This window comes from Xanthomonas sp. LF02-5 (genome assembly GCF_034105325.1).
Classification (GTDB): Bacteria; Pseudomonadota; Gammaproteobacteria; order Xanthomonadales; family Xanthomonadaceae; genus Xanthomonas_A; species Xanthomonas_A sontii.
This window is the reverse complement of record NZ_JAXGGF010000001.1, coordinates 16,092-38,692: the sequence shown is the minus strand read 5'-3', so window position 1 is coordinate 38,692 and position 22,601 is coordinate 16,092. Positions and strand designations below refer to the sequence as shown.

25 protein-coding genes are annotated in these 22,601 nt (G+C 69.4%); 16 read left to right on the top strand and 9 right to left on the bottom strand.

Going from position 1 to position 22,601, the window contains the following annotated elements; translation table 11 throughout:
• Positions 1–34: 34 nt before the first annotated feature.
• The 6 genes from msrB to SLW52_RS00165 all read left to right on the top strand — a co-directional run bounded on the left by msrB (position 35) and on the right by SLW52_RS00165 (position 4,036).
• The gene (gene msrB, locus SLW52_RS00190; RefSeq protein ID WP_267085773.1) at positions 35–499 is read left to right on the top strand and encodes a peptide-methionine (R)-S-oxide reductase MsrB; all 465 of its coding nucleotides are present in this window, start codon (positions 35–37) and stop codon (positions 497–499) included.
• Between the two features lie 62 nt (positions 500–561).
• Positions 562–939 carry an MliC family protein gene (locus SLW52_RS00185; RefSeq protein WP_320739694.1) on the top strand — a complete coding sequence of 126 codons (378 nt, stop codon included), beginning with the start codon at positions 562–564 and terminating at the stop codon, positions 937–939.
• Between the two features lie 114 nt (positions 940–1,053).
• Complete coding sequence (gene motA, locus SLW52_RS00180; RefSeq protein ID WP_017908926.1) at positions 1,054–1,908, top strand: flagellar motor stator protein MotA; 855 nt, start codon at positions 1,054–1,056, stop codon at positions 1,906–1,908.
• Positions 1,909–1,915: 7 nt separating this feature from the next.
• Entirely contained in the window at positions 1,916–3,112 is a 1,197-nt protein-coding gene (motB, locus tag SLW52_RS00175) for a flagellar motor protein MotB (RefSeq protein WP_320739695.1), read from the top strand.
• 106 nt (positions 3,113–3,218) lie between these two features.
• On the top strand, positions 3,219–3,743 hold the full coding sequence (locus SLW52_RS00170) for a hypothetical protein (protein WP_295912646.1): 525 nt from the start codon (positions 3,219–3,221) through the stop codon (positions 3,741–3,743).
• Between the two features lie 8 nt (positions 3,744–3,751).
• Entirely contained in the window at positions 3,752–4,036 is a 285-nt protein-coding gene (locus SLW52_RS00165; protein ID WP_017907657.1) for a DUF4031 domain-containing protein, read from the top strand.
• Positions 4,037–4,055: 19 nt separating this feature from the next.
• On the opposite strand, the gene SLW52_RS00160 is transcribed toward SLW52_RS00165, so the two are convergent.
• Positions 4,056–4,601 carry a hypothetical protein gene (locus SLW52_RS00160; RefSeq protein ID WP_295912649.1) on the bottom strand — a complete coding sequence of 182 codons (546 nt, stop codon included), beginning with the start codon at positions 4,599–4,601 and terminating at the stop codon, positions 4,056–4,058.
• 149 nt (positions 4,602–4,750) lie between these two features.
• Between SLW52_RS00160 and SLW52_RS00155 the strand changes: the two genes are divergently transcribed.
• Positions 4,751–4,993 carry a DUF3297 family protein gene (locus tag SLW52_RS00155; RefSeq protein WP_010343635.1) on the top strand — a complete coding sequence of 81 codons (243 nt, stop codon included), beginning with the start codon at positions 4,751–4,753 and terminating at the stop codon, positions 4,991–4,993.
• A 79-nt stretch (positions 4,994–5,072) separates the two neighbouring features.
• On the opposite strand, the gene SLW52_RS00150 is transcribed toward SLW52_RS00155, so the two are convergent.
• The 3 genes from SLW52_RS00150 to SLW52_RS00140 all read right to left on the bottom strand — a co-directional run bounded on the left by SLW52_RS00150 (position 5,073) and on the right by SLW52_RS00140 (position 7,870).
• Entirely contained in the window at positions 5,073–5,834 is a 762-nt protein-coding gene (locus SLW52_RS00150) for an ABC transporter permease (protein WP_295912651.1), read from the bottom strand.
• Positions 5,831–6,778: an ABC transporter ATP-binding protein gene (locus SLW52_RS00145; RefSeq protein WP_017914796.1), complete on the bottom strand. Its 948-nt coding sequence runs from the start codon at positions 6,776–6,778 to the stop codon at positions 5,831–5,833. The genes SLW52_RS00150 and SLW52_RS00145 overlap by 4 nt, the downstream gene beginning before the upstream one ends.
• A gap of 162 nt (positions 6,779–6,940) precedes the next feature.
• Positions 6,941–7,870: a DMT family transporter gene (locus SLW52_RS00140; RefSeq protein WP_295912654.1), complete on the bottom strand. Its 930-nt coding sequence runs from the start codon at positions 7,868–7,870 to the stop codon at positions 6,941–6,943.
• Positions 7,871–7,981: 111 nt separating this feature from the next.
• On the opposite strand from SLW52_RS00140, the gene SLW52_RS00135 reads away from it, so the two are divergent.
• A complete protein-coding gene (locus tag SLW52_RS00135) occupies positions 7,982–8,461 on the top strand; it encodes an Lrp/AsnC family transcriptional regulator (protein ID WP_295912657.1) in 480 nt (159 codons plus the stop codon).
• Between the two features lie 197 nt (positions 8,462–8,658).
• Here the strand turns inward: SLW52_RS00135 and SLW52_RS00130 are convergent, their stop codons facing one another.
• Entirely contained in the window at positions 8,659–10,296 is a 1,638-nt protein-coding gene (locus SLW52_RS00130) for a Na+/H+ antiporter (RefSeq protein WP_017907651.1), read from the bottom strand.
• Between the two features lie 165 nt (positions 10,297–10,461).
• Here SLW52_RS00130 and SLW52_RS00125 point away from each other — a divergent pair, with 165 nt between their 5' ends.
• From SLW52_RS00125 to SLW52_RS00115, 3 genes are all read left to right on the top strand, one after another.
• The gene (locus SLW52_RS00125) at positions 10,462–11,130 is read left to right on the top strand and encodes a class I SAM-dependent methyltransferase (protein ID WP_320739697.1); all 669 of its coding nucleotides are present in this window, start codon (positions 10,462–10,464) and stop codon (positions 11,128–11,130) included.
• 248 nt (positions 11,131–11,378) lie between these two features.
• Positions 11,379–11,996 carry a pentapeptide repeat-containing protein gene (locus SLW52_RS00120; RefSeq protein WP_320739698.1) on the top strand — a complete coding sequence of 206 codons (618 nt, stop codon included), beginning with the start codon at positions 11,379–11,381 and terminating at the stop codon, positions 11,994–11,996.
• A gap of 254 nt (positions 11,997–12,250) precedes the next feature.
• Positions 12,251–12,841, top strand: a complete 591-nt coding sequence (locus SLW52_RS00115) for a fasciclin domain-containing protein (protein ID WP_284467837.1) — start codon at positions 12,251–12,253, stop codon at positions 12,839–12,841.
• Positions 12,842–12,964: 123 nt separating this feature from the next.
• Here SLW52_RS00115 and SLW52_RS00110 read toward each other — a convergent pair whose 3' ends face one another.
• The 3 genes from SLW52_RS00110 to SLW52_RS00100 form a co-directional block, all read right to left on the bottom strand.
• Positions 12,965–14,398: a UdgX family uracil-DNA binding protein gene (locus SLW52_RS00110; protein WP_320739699.1), complete on the bottom strand. Its 1,434-nt coding sequence runs from the start codon at positions 14,396–14,398 to the stop codon at positions 12,965–12,967.
• 461 nt (positions 14,399–14,859) lie between these two features.
• Positions 14,860–16,104, bottom strand: coding sequence for a putative DNA modification/repair radical SAM protein (locus SLW52_RS00105; RefSeq protein ID WP_017914786.1), 1,245 nt, complete (start codon positions 16,102–16,104; stop codon positions 14,860–14,862).
• A gap of 94 nt (positions 16,105–16,198) precedes the next feature.
• On the bottom strand, positions 16,199–17,005 hold the full coding sequence (locus SLW52_RS00100; RefSeq protein WP_148828025.1) for a class III extradiol ring-cleavage dioxygenase: 807 nt from the start codon (positions 17,003–17,005) through the stop codon (positions 16,199–16,201).
• A gap of 138 nt (positions 17,006–17,143) precedes the next feature.
• Between SLW52_RS00100 and SLW52_RS00095 the strand changes: the two genes are divergently transcribed.
• Together SLW52_RS00095 and SLW52_RS00090 are read left to right on the top strand one after the other, a co-directional pair.
• Positions 17,144–18,049: a LysR family transcriptional regulator gene (locus tag SLW52_RS00095; protein ID WP_017909607.1), complete on the top strand. Its 906-nt coding sequence runs from the start codon at positions 17,144–17,146 to the stop codon at positions 18,047–18,049.
• 108 nt (positions 18,050–18,157) lie between these two features.
• Positions 18,158–18,727 carry a flavodoxin family protein gene (locus tag SLW52_RS00090; RefSeq protein WP_010343649.1) on the top strand — a complete coding sequence of 190 codons (570 nt, stop codon included), beginning with the start codon at positions 18,158–18,160 and terminating at the stop codon, positions 18,725–18,727.
• 199 nt (positions 18,728–18,926) lie between these two features.
• Here SLW52_RS00090 and SLW52_RS00085 read toward each other — a convergent pair whose 3' ends face one another.
• Entirely contained in the window at positions 18,927–19,838 is a 912-nt protein-coding gene (locus tag SLW52_RS00085; RefSeq protein ID WP_320739700.1) for a LysR family transcriptional regulator, read from the bottom strand.
• Between the two features lie 145 nt (positions 19,839–19,983).
• Between SLW52_RS00085 and SLW52_RS00080 the strand changes: the two genes are divergently transcribed.
• The 3 genes from SLW52_RS00080 to SLW52_RS00070 are packed head-to-tail and all read left to right on the top strand — an operon-like array spanning position 19,984 to position 22,559.
• Positions 19,984–21,051, top strand: coding sequence for an aldo/keto reductase (locus SLW52_RS00080; RefSeq protein WP_320739702.1), 1,068 nt, complete (start codon positions 19,984–19,986; stop codon positions 21,049–21,051).
• Between the two features lie 38 nt (positions 21,052–21,089).
• Positions 21,090–21,509, top strand: coding sequence for a carboxymuconolactone decarboxylase family protein (locus SLW52_RS00075; protein WP_267092964.1), 420 nt, complete (start codon positions 21,090–21,092; stop codon positions 21,507–21,509).
• 54 nt (positions 21,510–21,563) lie between these two features.
• The gene (locus tag SLW52_RS00070; RefSeq protein WP_017909601.1) at positions 21,564–22,559 is read left to right on the top strand and encodes an aldo/keto reductase; all 996 of its coding nucleotides are present in this window, start codon (positions 21,564–21,566) and stop codon (positions 22,557–22,559) included.
• Positions 22,560–22,601 lie beyond the last annotated feature (42 nt).

The following is a 22,601-nucleotide window of genomic DNA, read 5'->3' as shown; positions in this document are numbered from 1 at the left end:
GTTGTTTTCCCCTCCTCCAGCCACGGGCCCCGCCATGAGCCGATTCGACCTCACGCCTCCTACCGCTGCCGAGCGCGAGCAGTTGATCGGCGGACTGAATGCGGAGGAACGCCGGGTGCTGCTGCAGCACGGCACCGAAGCGCCGTTCTGCGGCGTATTCCTGGACAACAAGCTGGAGGGCGTCTACACCTGCCGGATGTGCGGGCTGCCGCTGTTCCGCTCCAGCGCCAAGTTCGATTCCGGGACCGGCTGGCCGAGCTTCTTCGCGCCCTACCACCCCGACCACGTGCGCGAACTACGCGACACCAGCCACGGCATGATCCGCACCGAGATCGTCTGCGCCCGCTGCGACAGCCATCTCGGCCACGTGTTTCCGGACGGCCCGCCGCCGAGCGGCGAGCGCCACTGCCTGAATTCGGTGTCGCTGCAGTTCACCGAACAGGGCCAGACGCTGCCCAACCCGCTGCACCGCGGCGGCGGCGAGACCGAACCGGCCTGATTCCGGCGCAACCGCGCCGCCACAGGGAGACCACCGGTATGCGTAGCCCGTTGCTTCCCCTCTTGCTGCTGTCACTCGCCCTGGGCGCCTGCCAGCGCAGCCCCACCCCGCCGCCGGCGCAGGCCGCGCCGGTCGCCGCCGCGCCATCGCCCGCCAGCGCGCCCGGCCTGCAGGCCGATGCCCTGCCCATGCAGTGGCGCTGCGGCGAGGAACGGGTGCAGGCGGCCGCCGACCCGGCCCGCGAGCGCCTGGCCCTGCAGGTGCGCGGCACCCACCTGGACATGCAGCGCACCGATGCCGGCGGCGCCACCGGCGCGCGCTACACCGACGCCCTGGGCAATACCTTCTGGCAGTCGCAGCCGGACCAGGCCACGCTGACCCTGGCCGGCCTGGGCGAGACCCCCAAATGCGTCCGCCACGACAGCGGCATGACCGGCTGAAGACCGGCGCGGGCGCGGCCGCCGCCAAAAACCCGGCACAGTTCACACCTTCAGAATGGCGCGGCGGGGCCGACATCTAGAGCGTCCCCGCTTCGGCCCGCAGGCTGCCCCGCCATGCTCATCATCGTTGGCTTCATCGTCGTCATCATCAGCGTGGTCGGCGGCTACGTGCTGTCGCACGGCAAACTCGGCGCGCTGTGGCAGCCCTACGAGCTGATGATCATCGGTGGCGCGGCGCTGGGCGCGTTCCTGGTCAGCACCCCGGGCAAGATCGTCAAGGCGACGCTCTCCGGCGTGCTGGGCGTGTTCAAGGGCCCGCAGTACAAGGCCGACGACTACCGCAGCACCCTGACCCTGATCTACGAACTGCTGAACAAGGCGCGCCGCGACGGCTTCATGGCGCTGGAAGACCACGTCGAGCGCCCGGCCGACAGCGCGATCTTCGGCAACTACCCGAAGGTGCTGGCCGACCACCACCTGCTCGACTTCATCACCGACTGCCTGCGCCTGATGATCGGCAGCAACATCGAGCCGCACGAACTGGAACCGCTGCTGGAGCTGGAGCTGGAGAAGCACCACCACGAGGCGATGGCGCCGGCGCATGCGCTGAGCAAGGTGTCCGACGGCCTGCCCGGTTTCGGCATCGTCGCCGCGGTGTTGGGCATCGTCATCACCATGGGCTCGATCGGCGGTCCGATCGAGGAGATCGGCCACCACGTCGGCGCGGCGCTGGTCGGCACCTTCCTCGGCATCCTGCTGGCCTACGGCTTCGTCGCGCCGCTGTCAGCGGCGATGGAAGCGCGCGCCGAGCAGGACAGCCGCATCTTCGAATCGGTGAAGACCGCGCTGCTGGCCTGCCTGCGCGGCTACAACCCGAAGATCGCCCTCGAATTCGCGCGCAAGACCCTGCCGACCGACGTGCGGCCGAGCTTCGCCGACTTCGAATCGCATCTGAAGACGATCAAGTAACGCGGTCATGGCCGAGACCAAATCCACCGTCGTCATCCGCCGGGTCAAGAAGGTCCAGGGCGGCGGCCACCACGGCGGCGCGTGGAAGGTGGCCTATGCCGACTTCGTGACCGCGATGATGGCGTTCTTCCTGGTGCTGTGGCTGGTGGCGGCCACCACCAAGGAACAGCGCGCGGCGATCGCCGAATACTTCCGCAATCCCAGCCCGCTGGCCGGCAAGAGCCCGGCGCCGAGCCCCGGCATGGCCGGCCCCGGCGGCGCCAGCACCTCGATGATCAAGCTCGGCGGCGCCGGCGAGATGCAGCGCGGCAACAACAAGGATCCGTTCGGCAGCAAGAGCCTGAAGGGCGACGACAGCAAGACCACGCAGCGCGAGAAGGAAAAGCAGCGCCTGGAAACGCTGATGCAGGAGCTGAAGGAAGCCATCGACAAGAGCCAGGCGCTGGAACCGTTCAAGGACCAGCTGCTGCTGGACCTGACCCCGGACGGCCTGCGCATCCAGATCGTGGACAAGGAAAACCGGCCGATGTTCGACCTCGGCAGCGCGGTGCTCAAGCCCTATACCCGCGGCATCCTCCACGAGCTGTCCGGCTTCATCAACCAGGTACCCAACCACATCAGCATCACCGGCCATACCGACGTCACCCAGTACAGCGGCAAGAACGGCTACAGCAACTGGGAACTGAGCGCGGACCGCGCCAACGCCGCGCGCCGCGAACTGGTCGCCGGCGGCATGGGCGAGGACAAGGTCTCGCGCGTGGTCGGGCTGTCCTCCTCGGTGCTGTTCGACAAGCAGGTGCCGAACAATCCGATCAACCGCCGCATCAGCATCGTGGTGATGACCAAGGATGCCGAGGACGCCGCCATCGCCGACGGCGACCACAGCGTCGCCCTGGGCACGGTGCAGCCCGACGCCGACACCAAGGTGCCGGACCTGAGCGCCGCGGCGGGGGACGCGGCCGCCGCGCCGACCACCGGCAAGGGCGCGCCCGCGGCGGCGCCTGCCGCCAGCAACGGCGCTGCCCCGACGGCCGCGGCCGCGACCTCCGGCAAGGCCTCGGTGCAGATCGCCGAGCCGCGCACGACCTCGCCGGAGGCCGCGGCCGCGGCCGCGCGCGATGCCTTGCGCAGGATCAACGGCAGCGCACCGGTGGCGAGCACCGCCGCCCCCGGCGGGACCCCGGCAGCGACCAACACGCGCTGACCGCGCCGCCGCCGCGCGCGCGGGCGATGACCGCGCCGCACCGGCCCGGCGGGACCGCACACGGCGCGGCGCTTACAATGGCCGCCACTTCGCCAACGAGACCGCCGTGTCCAAGCAATCCAAAGCCAAGCGCGACAAGCGCAAGAAGCAGCAGTCGCCGCGCCCCTTCGCCCGCCTGGGCCGCGAGCAGCCCATCGCCAACCACGCCGTGCTGCAGAACGAGAGCGGCCGCGTGCTGGCCGCGATCGGCCTGCAGGGTCGCCAGTGGTTGCTGTCGGTCGGTGGCCAGACCATGGGCAATGCCGACAATCCGGTGCCGATGCTGGCGATGCTCAAGCACCTGGCCAACCTGCAGGAGCAGGAAGGCAACACCATCACCCTGGACTACTCCGCGCAGTTGCAGCAGATGATCGACGCGCTGGCGGCCGAGGCCGGCCAGACCCCGACCGAGTACCTGGACGCGCTGGTTGCCGAGTTCGCCGCGGGCGATGGCGCGGCAGAGGATGCGGACGAGGACAGGGCCGACGCGGACGCCGCGGCGGAGACGGGCGATGCCGCTCCGGCCGAGGCCGACGGCAGCGCCACCGCGGAACCCGCGGCGGATGCCGACGGCACGCACAAGCCGGCCTGACCTGGCGCGTGGCGGTCTACATCGACGATGCGGTGCATCCCTGGCGCGGCCAGCGCTGGGGCCACCTGCTCGCCGACACGCTGGACGAACTGCACGCCATGGCGGCGCGGCTGGGCATTCCCCGCCGCGCCTTCCAGAACAAGCTCAGCGGCGCGCACTACGACGTGCCCGCCGCCCTGCGCGACGACGCGATCCGCCTGGGCGCGGTGCCGGTCTCGCGCCACAGCGACCGCGAGCTGCTGAAAGCATTGATCCGCAATGCACGTGCGCAGGCGCGCGGCGAGGCGCGGTGAACGGCGGCGCCACGTCCGCCTAGAACGGATCGCTGCCCGGGCGCAGTTCGATGTCCAGCAGCGCCGCCAGGCGCCGCATGTCCTCGTCGTCGCGGCTGAGCGCCATCCACCCGGCGTACGCATCGCCCTCGGTGTCCCAGCACCAGAGGGTATAGCCGTGTTCGCGCAGGCGATCGTACGCCACGTTCAGCAGCACCGGCACGTCATGGCTGTCGAGGAAGTCCTCGTCGTCCACGTCGCCGCCCCAATCGATGCGCAGGTTCCAGCGCGCCGCCAGTTCGTCGATCGCGCCGATCAGCGACTCGGTGTCCTTCCAGTCCACGTAGAAGCCGGCACTCCAGTCGATGGCATCCTTCAGCGTCCACAACCAGCCGTCGTCCTCTTCGCCCTCGTGCTCGGCGCGCGCTTCGCGGAACGCGTTGAACTGACGCAGCGCACTTTCCTCGTCGCCGGGATTGATCAGCAGCAGCAGGTTCCAGATCAGCCCTTGCTGGGTATCCGGATCGTCGTCGAGCTCGTCGTGCAGATCGTCGGGATCGTCGTAATCGGTGCTGTTGTCGGGCATGGCGTGAGCCGGCGGATGGAAGGGAAGGTGCAAGTGTGCCGTGCCCGCCGCGGCGACGGAAGCGCACGGAACTCGGCAACGGCGCCGCGGGCGTTTATCCTTCGCAGCCCGGAAGACGGCGCTGTCCGCCGCCACGCGAAGCCACCACGATGTCCGACACGCCCCCCGACCGCCTGGCGGTCAGCCCGCAGAGCCCCTTCCACGATGCCGAGACGCTGTCGCGCGGCGTCGGCATCCGCTTCAACGGCGTGGAGCGCGACAACGTCGAGGAGTACTCGATCAGCGAAGGCTGGATCCGCGTCCAGGTCGGCAAGGCGCGCGACCGCCGCGGCAACCCGATGACCATGAAGGTCAAGGGCACGGTCGAAGCCTTCTGGCTCGACGCCAAGTAGGCGCGACCGCCGGCAGGCGCCACGCCTGCCGGCATGCCGCTGCGACGCACGGCCGCACGCCGCGGCCCCGGCTACCGCCTCAGGGCTTGAGCCGATAGCCGCTGCGGAAGATCGCCCACACCACGCCCAGGCACAGCGCCATGAACGCCAGGGTCATGCCCAGGCTGACCGCGATGTGCACGTCGGCCTTGCCGTAGAACGCCCAGCGGAAGCCGCTGATCAGGTACACCACCGGGTTGAACAGGCTGATCTTCTGCCACAGCGGCGGCAGCATGTTGATCGAGTAGAAGCTGCCGCCGAGGAAGGTCAGCGGCGTGATCACCATCAGCGGGATCACCTGCAGCTTCTCGAAGCCGTCGGCCCACACGCCGATGATGAAGCCGAACAGGCTGAAGGTCAGCGCGGTCAGCACCAGGAAGCCGAACATCCACAGCGGATGCGCGATCTCGTACGGCACGAAGGCGCGTGCGGTGAGCAGGATCAGCAGGCCCAGCAGCACCGACTTGCTTGCCGCCGCGCCGACATAGCCGATCACCACCTCCCACCACGCCACCGGCGCCGACAGCACCTCGTAGATGGTGCCGGCCCAACGCGGCATGTAGATGCCGAAGGAGGCGTTGGAGATGCTTTCGCTGAGCAGCGACAGCATCACCAGCCCGGGGATGATGTAGGCGCCGTAGCTGATGCCGTCGATGGCGCCCATGCGCGAACCGATCGCCGCGCCGAACACCACGAAGTACAGCGAGGTCGACAGCACCGGCGAGGCGATGGACTGGGTCAGCGTGCGGAAGGTGCGCGCCATCTCGAAGCGGTAGATCGCGGCGATCGCGTGCAGGTTCATGCGCGCACCTCCGCCGCGGCCGACGCCGGCCGCACCAGGTTGACGAAGATCTCCTCCAGCGAACTCTCGCTGGACTGCAGATCCTTGATCTCCACGCCCTGCGCCTCCAGTTGCCGCAGCAGCGGGCCGATGCCGGTCTGCGCGGCCTGCGCGTCGTAGGTGTAGGTCAGTGTCGTGCCGTCGGCGGACAGCTCCAATGGCTGCGCCGCCAGCGCCGGCGGCAACGCGTGCAGCGGTGCCTGCAGGGTCAGCGCCAGTTGCTTCTTGCCGAGCTTGCGCATCAGCGTGCGCTTGTCCTCCACCAGCACCAGTTCGCCGCGATTGACCACGCCCACGCGGTCGGCCATGTCCTCGGCTTCCTCGATGTAGTGCGTGGTCAGGATGATGGTGGTGCCCTGCTCGCGCAGGCGCCGCACCATCTGCCACATGTCGTGGCGCAGCTCCACGTCGACCCCGGCGGTGGGTTCGTCCAGGAACAGGATGGACGGCTCGTGCGCCAGCGCCTTGGCGATCAGCACGCGCCGCTTCATGCCGCCGGACAGGGTGGAGATGCGGCTGCCGCGCTTGTCCCACAGCGACAGCTCGCGCAGCACCCGCTCCAGGTGCGCATCGTCGCGCGGCTTGCCGAACAGGCCGCGGCTGAAGCGCACCGTCGCCCACACCGTCTCGAACGCATCGGTGGCCAGTTCCTGCGGCACCAGGCCGATCTTGCCGCGCGCGGCGCGGTAGTCGCGCACGATGTCGTGGCCGTCGGCCAGCACCCGGCCGCTGCTGGGATTGACCAGCCCGCAGATGATGCTGATCAGCGTGGTCTTGCCGGCACCGTTGGGGCCGAGCAGGGCGAAGATCTCGCCGCGATGGATCTCCAGATCGATGCCCTTCAGTGCCTGGAAACCCCCGGCGTAGGTCTTGGTAAGGTGTTGTACGGAAATGATCGGCGACACGGGAACTCCCTGGGCGCGCGGCGGCTGCGGAAACGGCCCCCAGGGTAGAAGCCGGCTCGTGATGGATAAATCCCGATCCGGCGGAAGCACTCTCCCGGATGCGGGACAGTGCACCAGCGAGGTATCCGCAAACGCCGGGCGACGCCGTCGTCGCGCCGTGGACTAGCGCTCGCCGGGCTTGAGCCGGCTGGCAGGCGCCCGCGCTGCGCGCGGCCACGGCCACACGCGCCAGCCGAAGTTGACCCCGGCCGCCGCCAGCAGGATCAGCAGCGCCCCGAGCACCTGCGTCCACGCCAGCGACTGCCCGAAGGCGATGCGATCGACCGCGATCGCCACCACCGGATAGATGAATGACAGCGCGCCGATCATCGCGGTGGGCAGCGTCTGGATGGCGCCGTACAGCAGCACGTACATCACCCCGGTATTGACCACGCCGAGCACGACCAGATCCAGCCATTGGCCGGGACGGCTGGGCAAGGCATCGAAGCGCACGAACGGCGCCAGCAACACGATGCCGATGCCCAGTTGCAGCAGCGCGAGCAGATGCGGCGGCGTGCCTTTCAGGTGCTTGGTGACGATCGACGACACCGCGTACAGAAACGCGGCACCGAGCGCCAGGGCGACGCCCTGCAGATACTCGCCCGGCACCGCGAGCACCGCAGGCGCGATGCGCACCACGCCCACCAGGCCGACGAAGGCCACCGCCAGCCACGCCACGGTCGAGGCGCTGATGCGCTCGCGGAACACGAGCGCGCCGAGCCCGACCAGCATGAACGGCTGCGTGTTGTAGACGGCGGTGGCCATCGAAATCGACGCGCGACCGTAGGCGGCGAACAGCAGCAGCCAGTTGCCCACGATCGCGATCCCGCCGAGCAGCACCAGCGCCAGCATCCGCGGCGAGAACGCCTTGCGCCGCAACAGGCCCAGCGCCGCGCAGACGATGAGCAGCGTGGCCGCGCCGAACAGGCAGCGGAAGAACACCACGTTGAACGGCGACTGCCCCGACGACACCACCAGCCAGCCGATCGTGCCGGACATGAGCATGGCCACGACCATCTCGGCCGCACCACGGCGAATCTCGTTCGAGGCCATCCCGGTTCCTTTCAATGCTGCGAACAGCCGTCATTGTAGAAACCGAAATTCCGCGAAAATATGCTTAAACTTAGGCCAATTAGGGAATTTACCTAAAAAAGGAAGGCCACCATGCAAACCCGCCTTTCCCCTCCCGCCATCGCCCCACTCGACGCGATCGACCGCGCCATCCTGGCTGCATTGGCGCAAGACGCGCGCATGGCGACCAGCGAACTGGCCCGGCAAATCGGCCTGTCGGCCCCGGCGACCGCCGACCGCGTGCGCCGGCTGCAGCACCAGGGCGTGATCGCCGGATTCACGGTCGAGCTCGATCCGCGCGCGCTGGGCTACACCTTGCAGGCGATCGTGCGGGTCAAGCCGCTGCCGGGGCAGTTGCACCTGGTGGAGGAACTGCTGCAGCGCATCCCGGAATTCGTCGAGTGCGACAAGGTGACCGGCGAGGACTGCTTCATCTGCCGGCTGTACCTGCGCAACATCGAGCACCTGGACAACATCCTGGCAAAAGTCACCGATCGCGCCGAAACCAACTCCGCCATCGTGAAGTCGACCCCGGTGCCGCGACGGCTGCCGCCGCTGGCCGAGGACGCCTAGCGCGATGCGCTAGTCACGCGGCTTGCAACAGACCACACAGCGCCAGGGGCGCAGGCCGGCGTGCGCCCCTGGCGGGCAGTAAGCGACGAGCAGTGAACCGGCGCGCGCCGAAAGTGGCATCGCGGCGAGCCCAAAAAGGGCGCCAGGAAGCCGCTTTCACGAATCCCCATTCCCGATTCCCCATTCCCGGCCGTCGATCAACTCTTGCGCCGCGCCTCCAGCAGATCCAGATTGCGGATCAGCCGGCGCGCGATCTCGTCGGAGATCTTGCGCTGGCGGGTCAGCTTGAACAGTTCCTGGCGTTCGGCCTGCAGGCCGGCGTGACGCAGCTGGCGCAGCACCGCGTCCAGGCGCCGCGCCTCCTCCGGGTCGCTCTCCATCGCCTCGCCGTGATCGAGATGGCGCTGGTACAGCGCGCTGACCCGGTTGGCGGCCTCGTTGTAGAGATCGGCGTGCTCGCTGTCCTGCACCAGCCGCTGGCGCAGCTTCTCCACCGCCGCGAGCGCCGCGCGCGAGGACTCGCGGCGGGCCAGGTCTTCCTCCAGGCGGTCGGTCGGCTCTTCCGGTAGCTCCAGGCCGCGCAGCAGCCGCGGCAGGCCGATGCTGGCGACCAGCAGCGAGGTGACGATCACCGCGCTGGCCAGGAAGATCGCCAGATCGCGCGCCGGGAACGCGGCGCCGCCGGGCAGGGCCAGCGGCAGGGTCAGCACGCCGGCCAGGGTGATCGCGCCGCGCACGCCGGCCAGCGAGGTCGCCACCACGATCCGCCACGGCGGGCTCTGCCGGTCCTCGCCGCGACGGCGCGCCTTGAGCAGGGTCCAGCGCAGCGACAGCCACACCCACAGGAAGCGCAGCAACAGCAGGCCGACGTAGATCGCCAGCGCATAGGCGGGCAGCCACCACGGGTCCAGGTGGCCGGCTTCGTCCATGTTGTGCATGGCGCCCTGCACGATGCCCGGCAACTGCTCGCCGAGCAGCACGAACATGATGCCGTTGAGGGTGAACTGCACCATGTCCCACACCGCCGAGCGCTGCACGCGCATGCTGCCCGGGGCGCGGCCGCTCAGCTCCACGTAGCTCATGGCGATGCCGGCGGCGACCGCGGCGAGGATGCCCGAGGCGTTGATCGCCTCGGCCAGCAGGTAGGCGGCGAACGGCAACAACAGGTTGACCAGGATCGCCGCGCCCGGCTCCTCGCCGACCTGGCGCCACACCCAGCGCTGCGCCAGGCTGGTGCCGACCACCACCGCGATGCCGGCGGCCACGCCGACCAGCGCCACCCACAGGAAGGTCAGCGAGGCATCGGCCAGCGAAAACGTGCCGGTGATCGCCGCGGCCACCGCGAACTGGAAGCAGACCAGGCCGGAGGCGTCGTTGAGCAGCGATTCGCCTTCCAGGATGTGCATCAGCCGCTTGGGGATCGGCGCACGCGCGGCGATCGAGGACACCGCGATCGGATCGGTCGGCGACACCACCGCGGCCAGCGCGAACGCCACCGCCAGCGGCATGGTCGGGATCATCCAGTGGATCAGGAAGCCGGCGCCGATCACGGTGAACACCACCAGGCCCAGCGCCAGTTCCAGGATCACGCCCTTGTCGCGGAACAGGCCCTGCTTGGGGATGCGCCAGCCGTCCAGGAACAGCAGCGGCGGCAGGAACAGCAGGAAGAACAGCTCCGGCTCCAGCGCATAACCCTTCTTGAACACGCCGGCGATGATCGCGCCCAGGCCGATCTGCACCAGCGGCAACGGCAGCGAAAACGGCAGTACGCGCACCAGGTAGCCGCTGGCCACCACGGCCAGCAACATCGCCAAGACCACTTCGATCGAATGCATGCTCGTCCGGACGGCGGCGCCACGCCGGCGGCGCCGCCCATGAATGGGGGAGCCTGCAAGCAAAGCGCACCGCGGCGGCGATGTCCAGTGGTGCGCGCGGCGTCCAGGCTACTATCCGGCCACAGAGCCGGTGGCGGACACCGGCGCCTTTTCGCCGGAGACCGCATGCTCACCATCCAGGAACTCAACCGTTTCATCGACGAACACGCGGCGGAAGGCAGCATTCCGCGGATCTGGGACCTGATCGGCGACCACTTCGTCCAGGCCCAGGCCGGCCTGCCGGCCGAACACGCGATGGAGCGGCGCGAGCTGTCCTTCCACGACCATGTGCGGCTGCTGGGCTATCTGTGCCTGCTGCTGGAGGGCGTGCCGGGCGATCTGTTGGAGATCGGGGTGTGGAAGGGCAAGTCGCTGGTGCTGATGAACGAGGTGTCTGGCCGCCAGCGCCGGGTGATCGGCATGGATCCGTTCGCGCTGCCGAACCAGTTCGAGGAGTTCAACCACTATCGGCAGCAGTTGCTGCCCAATGCGCGCTTCATCCGCGGCTATTCGGAGTTCTGCGCCGAACATTTCTACGCCATGGAGCCGAAGGTGGCGCTGTTGCACATCGACGGTGGGCACACCGGGCGCAACGTGCTGCTGGATTTCCTGCTGTACGGACCGAGCGTGGTGTCCGGCGGGTTCGTGGTGTTCGACGACTACGGCGACTGGGAATACTCGCCGGAGGTCGGTCCCGCGGTGGACCTGCTGCGCGCCGCCGGCTACTTCGGCGACTTCCATGTGCTCGGCTGCGCCCACGGCTTCGAGAACAGCTACGTGCTGCAGCGCCGCTGAGCCGACGCGCCTTGGTCCTCCAGCGCGTGCCGGCAGCGCAAGGCGGCGTTCCGAGAACGGCATCGCCGGGATGATCCCGGCCAACCAACAGGACAAACATTTCCGACACACCGATCATCGATCCTGGACCCTGAGCCCGACACCCACTCAGGGTGCGGACGTCGCGGCGCGTCCGAAGCTGCAGCCGCGCTCAACCATAACGGCATGGCAGATAGCATGCCGCCAATTCATCCCCGAGGCGGCCCCCCATGAAAAACACAACCGCCAAATGGCGAAACCATGAGTATCTGGCGAGCATCATCGACAGCATCGATTCGATCGCGGCTGGACGACCGATCATTCGCGACGCTGATCTTTCCGGCATCAGCATCGGCCCATCTGCCATCCTGGAGCAGTTAAAAGCCGCAAATCTCTTCGAATCGAGGATCAGCAACACCGATCTGTCTTACTCGAAAATATCGGGAAGTGCGAACGATAGTTCCTTCATGAATGTCAGCTTCGAAAGTGCCAGCTTGAACGGAGCCCTTTTGTGCAGATCGGAAATAAAAAACTGCAACTTTTCAAAAAGCAAGCTTGCGATCAACATGGATGATGCGATCTGCGAAAAAACCGATTTCGTCAAAGCCAGGTTTGCCGGTGGATCTTGCGGAGTGGAGTACGGCGGCCGCCGGGTAAAATTCATGGACTGCGATTTTACCGGCGCAGTCTTTGACAGAGTCGAATTCAGAGCATCGACATTCATCAACTGCATCTTTGCCGATGCGAAATTCAGGAAATGCGACTTGCGTGGCGCCAGGTTTGAGGCTGGCGTTCTGCCACTGGCAGCCCAGTTTGAGGATATGGATATCCCTTCTCAGTGTCGGTGATCTCGTCGGCGCAGGCCGACGATGAGGCCTGCCTGCAGTCGTATAGACCGTTCGCCGGAGCGCTGCCCGGCCTTGCGGCTGCACCACCGTGCGACAGGGCGCTCGCCTGAACCGCCCTGGATGCGGGCGACGGTACCCGCCAGCCCCCCCTGTTCATCATTATCTGGACGGCGTGATGCAACCGCGTCGGCGCAGGCCGCGTAAAGACAGGTGCACGGCCGACTGGCCGCGCATCCCTTTCAAGGAGCAAGCCCATGAAGATCCACTTGCTGTCCCTGGCCCTCGCCGGCCTCGTCTCCCTGCCCGCCATGGCCGCCCCCAGCCAGGCCGCGATGCACGACCACGCCGCGATGAGCGAAGCCAAGCCGAATCCGATGGTCGGCGGCGCCCCGATGTACGCCACCAAGGACATCATCGACAACGCGGTCAACTCCAAGGATCACACCACCCTGGTCGCCGCGGTCAAGGCCGCCGGCTTGGTGGATACGCTGAAGGGCGCCGGCCCGTTCACCGTGTTCGCGCCGACCAATGCCGCCTTCGCCGCGTTGCCGGCCGGCACGGTGGACACGCTGCTCAAGCCGGAGAACAAGGAAAAGCTGACCCAGGTGCTGACCTACCACGTGGTCCCCGGCAAGCTCGATGCGGCGACGCTGCTGGCGCAGATCAAGGCCGGCGGCGGCAGCGCCAAGCTGACCACCGTGCAGGGCGAAACGCTGATCGCCAAGACCCGCGGCGGCAAGGTCACGCTCACCGACAGCAAGGGCAACACGGCGCACGTCACCACCGCCGACGTGATGCAGAGCAACGGCGTGATCCATGTGGTGGACAAGGTTTTGATGCCGTAAGCACGCGTCGGGGGGTGCATTGGCATCGCGGGGGCGGCTACGGCCGTCCCCGTTTTGCACGCCCATGCAGCCAACAGCGACCGCGCGCCACGCCGACAACGCCCGGACCACGCGCACGAACCGTCAGTCGCCGGCACCGCCTGCGTGCGGCATCGGCACCTGCGCTGCCAGCACACGCAAGTCATCCACGAAGTCTTGATAGGCGGCCTCGCCGCCACGCTGGCGCAGCACCCACGACGGATGCACCGTGGCCAGTGCGCGGGTGCCGTCGTCCAGCGCCTGCCATTGCCCACGCTGGGCCATCAGCTTGAAGCCGCTGCCCAGCACCGCGCGCGCCGCGGTCGCGCCCAGGCACAGCACGATGTGCGGGCGCACCCGCGCCAGTTCGCCGGCCAGCCACATCCGGCAGGCCTCGACATGCGCGCGCTCGGGATTGCGATGCAGCCGCGCCTTGCCGCGCTGCTCGAAACGGAAATGCTTGACCGCGTTGGTCACGTACAGACTTGCACGTTCGACGCCCAGTTCCTGCAGCGCGCGATCGAACAAGCGCCCGGCCGGGCCGACGAAGGGACGCCCGCTCAGGTCCTCCTCGTCGCCGGGCTGCTCGCCCACCACCATCACCGCGGCATCCTGCGGACCTTCGCCGAACACGGTCTGGGTGGCCGGCTGCCACAGCGGACAGCGGCGGCAGTCGCGCGCCGCCGCGCGCAGCGCGTCGAGGCTGTCGTCGGCGGCCACCACCGGCGCCGGTGCCGGCGCGGGAATGCGCCGCCGCACCGGTTCGGGCGCGCGCTCGGCCATCTCGCGCACGCGCTGCCCGGCGTCGCGGATCAGCGTGGGCAGCAGTTGCGCTTCCGGCAGATGCTTCCAGTATTTCTGCGGCATCTCCTGGCGCATCATCGTCGGATTGAGCCGCGCCGGGTTGAAGATGTTGGCGTAGTAGGTGCGCCACAGCGTGTCCTGCGCATCGTCGGCCGGCGCATCGGCGCGCTGCGCACCGGCGCCGAACTGCAGCGTCTCGCCGTCCCAGCGCACGCTGCGGTACGGGGTAAGGATCGCCCAGCGCATGCCGGCGAATCGCCGCGCGAAGAACGGCGCCACCCGATCGACGATGTGATGTTCCGGCTCGAACCAGGCGATGTAGGCCTCCTGCTCGCCCGGCACCTCGCGGAAGCGCACGAACGCCTTCATCTTGTGGCTGTCGCGGCGCACCGCCTGCGCCCATTGCTGGGCGCGGTGCACGTCGGCATCGGTGACCCGCTGCAGCAGCGCGCGCTCGCCGCCGGCGATGCGCCACAGCAGGCGGTACAGCAGCGCATGCCGCTGCGGATCGCGATGGCACAGCACCGCACCGGCCAGCGCCAGGAACTCGGCCGACACCCGCGGCGGCGGCACCTGCGCCGGCAGCGTGGCGACGTCGGCCCCGGCGAGCAACCCACCCTGCGCATCGCCGTCCCAGGCCAGCGTCTCCGGCGCCACCTGCGCGCACCACGCCGCCCGCGCCACCGCCCGCCACGCCTCCAGGCTCCACGGCGGCGCCACCTCAGCCTGGAACATGCACCGCTCCACGCATCAGCTCACCGAAACGAATGCAGAACACAGCAACACAACCGCCAACACAGCATCCGCAACCATCGCCGCGCGTGCAGATGTTGCTGTTGCTGTTGCTGTTGCTGTTGCTGTTGCTCGTGATGTTGCTTTTAAAACTTCCCGCCTTAAAGCGAGCCGAGCACCGGAGTGGCGAGCGGCCGAAGAGGCGCCCTTGTTTGAGCGAAGCGAGTTTGGGCGCCGTGCCGCTCGCCGCGAGGAGCGCAGGGGACCGGTGCGGCCGTATCGCACCGGCTCGTGTCAGGCGGGAGCGGTTTTGGTGACTTTTGCCAAGACAAAAGTCACTCGCGCCCGTAGGCGCGAAAGCCTTTGCCGTTGCTGTTGCTGTTGCTGTTGCTGTTGCTGTTGCCGTTGCCGTTGCCGTTGCCGTTGCCGTTGCCGCAAGCATGGCAACACCCCACCCCACCGCGTCAATCAAACAAGCCCCCCTGCCGCGGTGCCGGCGCCAGTTGCGCACGCAGCCGCTGCGGATCGTCCAGCCGCTGCCGCGGATGGTGGTCCAGCACACTGACGAACGGCAGCAACTTCTTCAGCGGCACCCGCAGCCGCGCCAGGTCCTCGACCCGCAGCCGCGCATGCCGCCGCGCCAGCAGCAAGCGCTCGACGTTGCGGGTGCCCAGCCCCGGCACGCGCAACAACAGTTCGCGCGCGGCGGTATTGAGATCCACCGGGAATCGCTCCGGGTTGCGCAGCGCCCACGCCAGCTTGGGGTCCACGTCCAGATCGAGCATGCCGCTGGCCGCAGGCGGGGCGATCTCCTCCACCGAGAAATCGTAGAACCGCAGCAGCCAGTCGGCCTGGTACAGGCGGTGCTCGCGCTGCAGCGGCGGCGCCAGCAGCGGCAGCTTGGCCGAGGCGTCGGGAATCGGGCTGAACGCGGAGTAGTAGACCCGGCGCAGGCGATAGTTGCCGTAGAGATTGTGGCTGGTGTGCAGGATCGCGCGGTCGTCCGCGCCGTCGGCGCCGACGATCATCTGCGTGCTCTGCCCGGCCGGGGCGAAACGCGGCGGCTTGGCGCGCACCCGCGCCTCGGCCTTGCGCGCCTCCTTGCTCTCCTCGATGCGCCAGCGCAGCTCGCCCATCGCCGCACGGATGCCGCCGACGTTCTTCTCCGGCGCCAGTTGCGCCAGGCCGCGCTCGGTCGGCAGCTCCACGTTGATGCTGAGCCGGTCGGCGTAGCGGCCGGCGGCGGCGAGCAGCTCCGGCGCCGCGTCGGGAATGGTCTTGAGATGGATGTAGCCGGCGAAGCGGTGCTCCTCGCGCAGCTGCCGCGCCACTTCCACCAGTTGCTCCATGGTGTAGTCGCTGTTGCGGATGATGCCGCTGGAGAGGAACAGGCCTTCGATGTAGTTGCGCTTGTAGAAATCCAGGGTCAGCTTGACCACTTCGGCCGGGGTGAAGCGCGCGCGGCGCACGTTGCTGGACACGCGGTTGACGCAGTACGCGCAGTCGAACACGCAGAAGTTGGTCAGCAGGATCTTCAGCAACGACACGCAGCGCCCGTCGGGCGTGTACGAATGGCAGATGCCCATGCCCTCGGTGCTGCCGATGCCGCCGCTGCGCAGCGAATGGCGCTTGTCGGCGCCGCTGGAGGCGCAGGACGCGTCGTACTTGGCCGCGTCGGCGAGCACGGCGAGTTTCTCGAGGGTATTCACCGGCCGACGATGCCGGGTCCGCGTCTCAAACGGTGAGACGCGGATGCGGTGCGGCCTTCACCGCGATGAATCGCTCAGGTCGATCTCCTGGCGTTCAGGCCGCCACGCGCGCCGCGGCGCCGTCGAAGCGGTAGATGTCCATCGCCAGCAGGCCGGCGTCGATCCCCGCATCGATGCGCTGCGCGCCCAGCCCGTCCGCGCCGGCCGCACCCATCGCCACATAGATCGGCAGCCAGTGCTCGTCGGTGGGATGCGCGCGCTCGGCGAACGGCGCCTGCCGGCGGTAGTCGAGCATCGCCGGCACGTCGTCGCGGCGCAACGCCTGCTCGGTCCATTCGATGAACGGACGCACGTAGGGCACTTCCTTGCCCTCGGCGTAGCGGCCGAAGTCGTGCAGGTTGTGGGTGATGCTGCCCGAGCCGATCACCAGCACGCCGTCCTCGCGCAGCGGCGCCAGTGCGCGGCCAAGCGCCAGGTGGTGCTCCGGCCCGAGTTCCGGCTGGATCGACAGCGGCACCACCGGGATGTCGGCCTGCGGGTACAGCAACGACAGCGGCACCCACACGCCGTGGTCCAGCCCGCGACGCTCGTCCAGCACCGGCGCCAGCCCGGCCTGCGCCAACAGCTCGGCAACCTGCTGGGCCACGGCCGGCGCACCCGGCGCCGGGTACTGCATCGCGTACAGCGCCTGCGGGAATCCGCCGAAGTCGTGGATGGTCTGCGGCTGCGCCGCGGCGCCGACCAGCGGCCGCCGGCCCAGCCAGTGCGCCGAGGCCAGCACGATGGCGCGCGGCCGCGGCAGCGTCGCCGCCAGTTCGGCCAGCCGCGTGCCGACCAGGCCGGGCTGCAGCGCGGTCATCGGCGAACCGTGCGAGATGTACAGGGAAGGCAAACGCGCCATGGCAGGTCTCCACAGTGGGGGGCGGCACGGTGGCGCGCGCGGCCAGCGCCGGGCGTTCGTGCAGGCGACCAGGGTATTTCCGCCATCTGCGGGAATAAATTACCCTGCCGCCGACGATCCATTTCAGGAACCGAAACAATGGACACGCTGGAGGCGATGCGGGTCTTTGTCGCCGTGGTCGACCGCAACGGCTTCAACGCCGCCGCCGACGCGCTGGGCATTTCCACCGCCAGCGTCACCCGCCAGGTGGCGTGGCTGGAACAGCGCCTGGGTTCGCGCCTGCTCAACCGCACCACCCGCCGGGTCAGCCCGAGCAGTGTCGGCGCGGCGTATTACCAGCGCTGCCAGTTGCTGCTGGCCGAGTTCGACGACATGGAGGCGGCGGTCGGCGAGCAGGCGCTGACGCCCTCCGGCACGCTGCGGATCAACGCACCGTTCAGTTTCAGCGTCGCCCGGCTGGGCCCGCGCCTGGCCGGCTACAGCGCGCGCTATCCGCAGGTCGCCCTCGATCTGTCGCTGTCCGACCGCCTGGTGGACATCGTCGAGGAAGGCTACGACTTGGCGATCCGCATCACCCGCCAGGTGGCGCCCACCTTGATCGCGCGCAAGCTCGGCGAAGTGCAGGCGTTCCTGTGCGCGTCGCCGGACTACCTGGCGCGTGCCGGCACCCCGCAGCTGGCCGCCGACCTCGCCGGCCACGCCTTCCTCAGTTACAGCTACGTGCAGGACGACCTGACCCTGCACGGCCCCGACGGCGCGACCCAGGTGCGGGTGGCCGGCACGCTGCGCGCCAACTGCGGCGACGTGCTGCGCGAGGCGGCCATCGCCGGCATGGGCGTCACCGTGCAACCGGACTTCATGGCCGAAGCGGCGCTGGAGGACGGCCGCCTGGTGCGGGTGCTGCCCGACCATGAGATCGGGCCGATCGGCGTCTACGCGGTGTACGCCAGCCGCAGCCACCTGGCGCCGAAGGTGCGCAGCTTCATCGACTACCTGGTCGAAGTGGGCATCGATCGCACGATGCGCTCCCCGGCCGAGAGCTGAACCGCAGCGCGCGGACCGGACACAACATCCCGCCGATGGCGCTGATCGCGGCGGCCGCGCATGCGCACAATGCCCGCGCTTTTCCCCCTCACCTTCAGGAGTCCGCGTATGAGCAAGATCGCGATCGTCTACTTCAGCGGCTACGGCCACACCGTCAAGCAGGCCGAGGCCGTGCACGCCGGCGCCGCCAGCGTCGGCGAAGCCACGCTGTACCGCATCGACCAGGACGGCAACCTGCCCGACGGCGCCTGGGAGGCCATCGGCCAGGCCGACGCCATCGTCTACGGCAGCCCGACCTACATGGGCGGCCCGGCCTGGCAGTTCAAGAAATTCGCCGACGCCAGCTCCAAGCCGTGGTTCGCGCAGGCCTGGAAGGACAAGATCGCCGCCGGCTTCACCAACTCGGCCTCGGTCAACGGCGACAAGTTCGCCACCATCGAATACTTCTGGACCCTGGCCCAGCAGCACGGCCAGATCTGGGTCGGCACCGGCCTGCTGCCGTCCAACACCAAGGCGCACGGCCCCAACGACGTGAACTGGACCGCCGGCTCCGGCGGCGCGCTGGCGATCTCGCCGTCCGACGCCTCGCCGGACGAGGCGCCGCGCAGCGGCGACCTGGAGACCGCGCGCCTGCTCGGCAAGCGCGTGGCCGAGTTCGCGGCCAAGCTCAAGGGCTGAGTCCGGCGGTGCCGCCCGCAAAGGGCGGCACCCTGCATCGCGATCGCAGCGGTCTCCGGGCGAGGCGATGCCCCTTCGGCGCCCGGCCTTGCCGGTCGGGCGCTTCCTCGAGGCAACAATGCCCTCGCGCTGCGGCGCTGCCGCGCGTTCTCTGCATCCCGATCTCGCCATGTGCCGGCCCTCGGCCAGCACCGTCGCGCTACGCCGTGCCACCCACCGCATGCGCCGCGCGCAGGTGATCGATGAACACGCGCAGCTTCGGCGGCAGGTGTTCGCGCGCCGGGTAGTAGATGTGCCAGCCGGCGAACGGCGCGTGCCAATCGTCCAGCACCTGCTGCAAGCGGCCGGCGGCGACGTCGGCGGCCACCTGCCACTCGAACGCCTGGCCCAGGCCCAGACCGCGGCGCGCGGCGTCCAGGCCGACCGCGGTGTCGTTGACCACCAGCCGTCCGCTGACTTCGACCAGGAAATCGTGGCCGTCGCGGGTGAACTCCCAGGCCTGCAGGCGGCCGTCGGTGCGGCGCCAGCGGATGCAGTCGTGCGCGGCCAGTTCGGCCGGCGTGCGCGGCACTCCATGCGCAGCGAAATACGCCGGCGCGGCCACCACCGTCTGCCGCTGCGGCGGTCCCAGCGGCACCGCGATCATGTCGCGCGCCAGGCTCTCGCCCAGGCGGATGCCGGCGTCGAAGCCGCCGGCGACGATGTCGGCCAGGGTCCGGTCCGAATACAGCTCCACGCTGACCTCCGGATAGCGCGCCAGGAACGCCGGCAGCTGCGGGCACACCAGTTGCTCGGCGGCCACCAGCGGCAGGTTGATGCGCAGCGTGCCGGCCGGGCGGTCGCGCAGGAAATCCAGGTCGGCGAAGGCCGCGTCGATCTGCGCCAGGCCCGGCGCCACCCGCTGCAGGAAGCGCTCGCCATGCTCGCTCAGGCCGACCCGGCGGGTGGTGCGGTTGAGCAGGCGTGCGCCCAGCTGCGCCTCCAGCGCGCGCAATGTCTGCGACAGCGCCGAGGGCGAGACGCCCAGCTCGGCGGCAGCGCGGGTGAAGCTGCCATGGTGGGCGACGCGGACGAAGGCGACGACGGCGGACAGCGGCGGTGGACGGTGCATGGCGACGGACGGCAGTGGAGGACGGACGCGGGAGCCGCGTCGGTCATTGTTTAGCACAGCTTCAAGGCACATGCGGATTCATCGGATTTATCGATGGCGACGCGGCGCCTACAGTGCCTGCACCCTTCACCTGGAGACCGCCGCGATGGCCCTCGATCACTACCGCCTGCTCGGCCGTTCCGGCCTGCGCGTCAGCCCGCTGTGCCTGGGCACCATGACCTTCGGCGCCGACTGGGGCTGGGGCGCGGACGAAGCCGAGGCACGCCGCCTGTTCGACCTGTACGTGGATGCCGGCGGCAATTTCATCGATACCGCCAACATCTACACCAACGGCAGCGCCGAGATCCTGCTCGGCCGCTTCGTCGCCGGCCGCCGCGACCGCCTGGTGATCGCCAGCAAGTTCGCGCTCAACCCCTTCCCCGGCGACCCCAACGGCGGCGGCAACCACCGCAAGGCGCTGCTGCGCTCGGTCGACGCCAGCCTGGCGCGGCTGGGCACCGATTATCTGGACCTGCTGTACCTGCATGCCTGGGACGGCACCACCGGCATCGACGAGGTGATGCGCGGCTTCGACGACCTGGTGCGCGCCGGCAAGATCCTCTACGCCGGCATCTCCGACACCCCTGCCTGGCAGGTGGCGCGCATGCAGACTCTGGCCGACCTGCGCGGCTGGACGCCGTTCGTCGCCCTGCAGATCGAATACTCGCTGGCGCAGCGCACGGTCGAGCGCGAGCTGGTGCCGATGGCCGAGGCGCTGGGCATGTCGGTGCTGGCCTGGTCGCCGCTGGCGATGGGCGTGCTCACCGGCAAGTACGGCGCCGCCGATCTGGCACGGGTGCGCGCGGCGGCCTCGGGCGGCGCGCAGGTCGATGGCGTGGGCCGCGCCGAGGTCGCGCATTCGCAACGCACCTTCAACGAACACGCGCTGGCGGTCGCCGAGACGGTGGTGGCGCTGGCCACCGAGCTGCAGCGCTCGCCGGCGCAGGTGGCGCTGGCCTGGCTGCTGGCGCGCGGGGCGATGCCGATCGTCGGCGCGCGCAGCGTGGCGCAACTGCAGGACAACCTGGGCGCACTCACCCTGCACCTGGATGCCGAGGCGCTGCAGCGGCTGGATGCCGCCAGCGCGATCGAATTGGGCTTCCCGCACGACTTCCTGGCCTCGCCCAACCCGCAGGCGCTGCTGAGCGGCGGCACCCGCATCCAGCCGCGCTGAGCGCGGCGTCCTGCCCCTTCGCACACGAGCACCATTCCATGGCATCCATCGCGAACGCGTTGCCGAGCAACATGACCCTGGCCGAGGCCGAAGCGGCCGGCATCGCGCAGATCGCCGCGCTGATGGGCCCGCAGCAGGGCGCGGCGATCCGCGCCCTGGCCGATGACGCGGACGCCGCGCTGAGCGGCCGCGGCGCCGCCATCGCCTTCGCCGAGATCTACCGCGCCGACAGCGCGCTGGACCTGAAGACCCGCGAACTGGTCACGGTGGCGGTGCTGGCCAGCCTCGGCCACGCCGCACCGCAGTTGCGCCTGCATCTGCGCGCCGCGCAGGCGGCAGGCGCCAGCCGTGCGGAGATCTTCGCCGTGCTCGACCAGTTGTACGCCTACGTCGGCTTCCCCACCGCGCTCAATGCCCTGGCCGTCGCCCGCGACGCGCTGGGCACGTCCTCACCCTGAGCGAACCGCCCGGCGGCCACGCTTTCCCTCCCCTCCCCCTCAGGAGCATCCTCCATGCAAACCCGCACCCTCGGCCGCAACGGCCCCCGCGTCTCCGCCCTCGGCCTCGGCTGCATGGGCATGAGCGCGTTCTACGGCGGCCGCAGCGACGACGCCGCCTCGATCGCGGTCATCCATGCCGCGATCGAGCACGGCGTCAGCCTCATCGACACCGCCGACATGTACGGCCCGCACACCAACGAAGTGCTGGTCGGCAAGGCCCTGGCCGGGCGCCGCGACCAGGTCGTGCTGGCGACCAAGTTCGGCATCAAGCTCGACCCCAACGACCCGGCCGCACGCGGCATCGACGGCCGCCCGGAATACGTGCAGTCGGCCTGCGAGGCCAGCCTGCGCCGGCTCGGCGTGGACCACATCGACCTGTACTACCAGCATCGGGTGGATCCGAACGTGCCGATCGAGGACACGGTCGGGGCGATGGCGCGGCTGGTGGAACAGGGCAAGGTGCGCTTCCTCGGCCTGTCCGAAGCCGCCGCGGCCACCATCCGCCGCGCGCACGCGGTGCATCCGATCACCGCGCTGCAGAGCGAGTACTCGCTGTGGTCGCGCGACCCGGAACACGACGGCGTGCTGGAGACGGTGCGCGAGCTGGGCATCGGCTTCGTGCCGTACTCGCCGCTGGGCCGCGGCTTCCTGACCGGGGCGATCCGCTCGCCGGAGGATTTCGAGGCCGACGACTACCGGCGCCATTCGCCGCGCTTCCAGGGCGAGAACTTCGACCGCAACCTGCAGCTGGTGGAGCGGGTACGTGAGCTGGCGCAGGCCAAGGGCGTGACCCCGGGGCAACTGGCGCTGGCCTGGGTGCTGGCGCAGGGCGAGGACCTGGTGCCGATCCCGGGCACCAAGCGCCTGGCCTACCTGGAAGAGAACCTGGGCGCGCTGCAGGTGAAGCTGAGCGCCGAGGAACTGGCGCAGATCGAGGCGATCTTCCCCGCCGACGCCGCCGCCGGCCATCGCTACCCGGCCGCCTCGCGCGGCGCGCTGCAGGGCTGAACCGCGCCCCCGGCCGCGGCGCGGGTCGATTGCCCGCGCCGC

Excerpts from the sequence above, each read along its gene's own strand:
- msrB (WP_267085773.1), top strand. The coding sequence starts at position 35 with ATGAGCCGATTCGACCTCACGCCTCCTACCGCTGCCGAGCGCGAGCAG.
- motA (WP_017908926.1), top strand. The coding sequence starts at position 1,054 with ATGCTCATCATCGTTGGCTTCATCGTCGTCATCATCAGCGTGGTCGGC.
- motB (WP_320739695.1), top strand. The coding sequence starts at position 1,916 with ATGGCCGAGACCAAATCCACCGTCGTCATCCGCCGGGTCAAGAAGGTC.
- SLW52_RS00160 (WP_295912649.1), bottom strand. The coding sequence starts at position 4,601 with ATGCCCGACAACAGCACCGATTACGACGATCCCGACGATCTGCACGAC.
- SLW52_RS00155 (WP_010343635.1), top strand. The coding sequence starts at position 4,751 with ATGTCCGACACGCCCCCCGACCGCCTGGCGGTCAGCCCGCAGAGCCCC.
- SLW52_RS00150 (WP_295912651.1), bottom strand. The coding sequence starts at position 5,834 with ATGAACCTGCACGCGATCGCCGCGATCTACCGCTTCGAGATGGCGCGC.
- SLW52_RS00140 (WP_295912654.1), bottom strand. The coding sequence starts at position 7,870 with ATGGCCTCGAACGAGATTCGCCGTGGTGCGGCCGAGATGGTCGTGGCC.
- SLW52_RS00135 (WP_295912657.1), top strand. The coding sequence starts at position 7,982 with ATGCAAACCCGCCTTTCCCCTCCCGCCATCGCCCCACTCGACGCGATC.
- SLW52_RS00130 (WP_017907651.1), bottom strand. The coding sequence starts at position 10,296 with ATGCATTCGATCGAAGTGGTCTTGGCGATGTTGCTGGCCGTGGTGGCC.
- SLW52_RS00125 (WP_320739697.1), top strand. The coding sequence starts at position 10,462 with ATGCTCACCATCCAGGAACTCAACCGTTTCATCGACGAACACGCGGCG.
- SLW52_RS00120 (WP_320739698.1), top strand. The coding sequence starts at position 11,379 with ATGAAAAACACAACCGCCAAATGGCGAAACCATGAGTATCTGGCGAGC.
- SLW52_RS00115 (WP_284467837.1), top strand. The coding sequence starts at position 12,251 with ATGAAGATCCACTTGCTGTCCCTGGCCCTCGCCGGCCTCGTCTCCCTG.
- SLW52_RS00110 (WP_320739699.1), bottom strand. The coding sequence starts at position 14,398 with ATGTTCCAGGCTGAGGTGGCGCCGCCGTGGAGCCTGGAGGCGTGGCGG.
- SLW52_RS00100 (WP_148828025.1), bottom strand. The coding sequence starts at position 17,005 with ATGGCGCGTTTGCCTTCCCTGTACATCTCGCACGGTTCGCCGATGACC.
- SLW52_RS00095 (WP_017909607.1), top strand. The coding sequence starts at position 17,144 with ATGGACACGCTGGAGGCGATGCGGGTCTTTGTCGCCGTGGTCGACCGC.
- SLW52_RS00090 (WP_010343649.1), top strand. The coding sequence starts at position 18,158 with ATGAGCAAGATCGCGATCGTCTACTTCAGCGGCTACGGCCACACCGTC.
- SLW52_RS00085 (WP_320739700.1), bottom strand. The coding sequence starts at position 19,838 with ATGCACCGTCCACCGCCGCTGTCCGCCGTCGTCGCCTTCGTCCGCGTC.
- SLW52_RS00080 (WP_320739702.1), top strand. The coding sequence starts at position 19,984 with ATGGCCCTCGATCACTACCGCCTGCTCGGCCGTTCCGGCCTGCGCGTC.
- SLW52_RS00075 (WP_267092964.1), top strand. The coding sequence starts at position 21,090 with ATGGCATCCATCGCGAACGCGTTGCCGAGCAACATGACCCTGGCCGAG.
- SLW52_RS00070 (WP_017909601.1), top strand. The coding sequence starts at position 21,564 with ATGCAAACCCGCACCCTCGGCCGCAACGGCCCCCGCGTCTCCGCCCTC.